Source organism: Ligilactobacillus sp., assembly GCF_036846325.1.
In the GTDB taxonomy this organism is placed as follows: Bacteria; Bacillota; Bacilli; order Lactobacillales; family Lactobacillaceae; genus Ligilactobacillus.
This window is the reverse complement of the sequence record NZ_DAIUCE010000167.1, coordinates 1-2,157: the sequence shown is the minus strand read 5'-3', so window position 1 is coordinate 2,157 and position 2,157 is coordinate 1. Positions and strand designations below refer to the sequence as shown.

At 48.5% G+C, this 2,157-nt stretch carries 4 protein-coding genes; all 4 read left to right on the top strand.

Annotation, left to right across the window (positions count from 1 at the left end):
* Nucleotides 1-479: 2-C-methyl-D-erythritol 4-phosphate cytidylyltransferase (locus V7Z60_RS09780; RefSeq protein ID WP_334117622.1), on the top strand; the 479-nt coding region annotated here is incomplete at its 5' end.
* The gene (locus V7Z60_RS09775; protein ID WP_334117621.1) at nucleotides 466-1,536 is read left to right on the top strand and encodes an NAD-dependent epimerase/dehydratase family protein; all 1,071 of its coding nucleotides are present in this window, start codon (nucleotides 466-468) and stop codon (nucleotides 1,534-1,536) included. The genes V7Z60_RS09780 and V7Z60_RS09775, both read left to right, overlap by 14 nt.
* A gap of 34 nt (nucleotides 1,537-1,570) precedes the next feature.
* Entirely contained in the window at nucleotides 1,571-2,008 is a 438-nt protein-coding gene (locus V7Z60_RS09770) for a helix-turn-helix domain-containing protein (RefSeq protein WP_334117620.1), read from the top strand.
* On the top strand, nucleotides 1,986-2,157 hold a 172-nt coding region (locus tag V7Z60_RS09765; protein WP_334117624.1), incomplete at its 3' end, for a YitT family protein. The genes V7Z60_RS09770 and V7Z60_RS09765, both read left to right, overlap by 23 nt.

The window sequence follows — 2,157 nt, the reverse complement described above, 5'->3', positions numbered from 1 at the left end:
GTCAGGATTCAATCTACAACGGCCTTTGTGCCGCAGAACGCGTTGCAAATGGTGAAGAATCCGTTGTCCTGATTCATGACGGCGTTCGTCCTTTGATTCGACCAAAGACGATTTCTGACAACATCGAATCGGTAAAGAAGCGCGGCAGCTCCATTACGAGTGTTGTTGTGAAGGAAACGGTGCTTATTGTAGATGATGACAACGGCATTGACGAAGTTCCCGACCGGTCCCGCTCACGTCTTGCCCGTGCGCCTCAGAGCTTCTGGCTCAAGGACATCATCGGCGCCCACCGCAAGGCAATTGCTGAGAACAGGCACGACTTCATCGATTCATGCTCAATGATGCAGTATTATGGACATAAGCTCTATCTTATCGACGGCCCGCAGGAAAACATCAAGATTACGACCCCCGATGATTTCTATACGATGCGCGCATTGCTTGATGCAAGAGAGGATGAACAAATCTATGGCCTTGAATAACGTGTTGACGGAAGATTTGGATTCTCTCTTAGCGAGTGAAATCGAGTGGAGCAATTTTAAAGATAAACGAATTTTGGTAACGGGCGCAACGGGACTTGTCGGGTCAATGGTTGTCAGATCATTGATTTATGCAAACGAAAAATTTAATCTGGGGCTTAAAGTAATCGGATTGATTCGCAATCAAGCAAAGGCTGACAAGATATATGAAGGATGTATGGGAAAAGATGCTCTTTCTTTTTGTTTGGACGATCTTTCCGGTGATGAGCCGGTTTCCGTAAACGGAAGGGTTGACTACATCGTTCACGCTGCTGCGGTGACGACTTCGAAGATTATGGTGGAAGACCCGGTTGGAACGATTGACGTTGCCTTGAAGGGCACCAGAAACATTCTGAACCTTGCGGCCGAAAAGAAGGCACGCGGGACGGTCTATATCTCATCAATGGAGATTTACGGCCAGTCTGCAAATCCGGATGACACAACTGAAGAAGATCTGGGATATGTTGACCTGACTGCAGTCAGAAGCTGTTATCCGGAAGGAAAGAGAATGTGCGAATGCATGTGTACCGCCTATGCAGCTCAGTATGGTCTTAAAATCACTTCAGCCCGTCTGGCTCAGACATTCGGAGCGGGTGTACTTCCGACGGAAAACCGCGTGTTTGCCCAGTTCGCAAGGAGTGCGCTCAGAGGAGAGAACATTGTCCTGAGGACTGAAGGAAAATCCGAAGGCAACTACGTCTATACAATTGATGCCGTCAGGGCGATTCTGATGCTCCTGTACAAGGGCGAACCGGGACAGGCATACAATGTTGCAAACGAGGAGAGCCATACAACAATCAGAAAGATGGCGGAACTTGTCTCGAAGACGCTGTCTGAAGGAAAGTCTGAAGTCATCATCGATATTCCGGAGAACTCCGGCAGCCTTGGATATGCACCCGATGTAAGAATGAAACTCAATGCCGGAAAGATGAGAAGGCTCGGATGGAAGCCGACAGTCGGTCTTTCCGATGCCTATCGCCGGATGGCGGAGTGGATGAAGGAGACGGACATGATTAAGTAGCACTGCATTTTACAGAGAAAGCGAGGAGTTGCCTATGTTTCCCGAAAGAATGCGAGCCTTGCGCAAAGGCCGTGGCCTGACGCTCGGTCAGCTTGCGGATGCGCTGAACGAAATGAATGTTTCATACAACCAGAAGAAGAATACCGGGTCGCAGCTCAGCAAGTGGGAATGCGGCGTCAATACTCCGACTTATCTTGATATCAGGCAGCTTGCTGAGTTTTTTGATGTTTCGACCGACTATTTGTGCGGTCGGGCAATCAAAAAGGTTGATTTGGTTGAAACCCTGGCTTCAAGCGCAGACGTCTGTTTTGGGGTACAAAAGCTTGACACGAAGGAAAAAGAAGAGCTCTATGAGCTGATCAAGGGATTTCTGATGGGAAGAAAGGAAAGGGGACTGCAGGAAACTGTTGATGAAAACGGCGACATGCAGCTGAAGCTGGAGAATTTTGATGAAGAAGACGATCGTTGTTAATTTAATGCTGAATACTGTGGGAGCATTTTTGTACACCGTTGCAATCAACGGTTTCCTGATTTCGAATCATCTGGGCGAAGGCGGCGTGACCGGCCTCATGACGATTTTCTACTACTGGCTGAAAATTGCGCCGAGCCTGACGAACATCG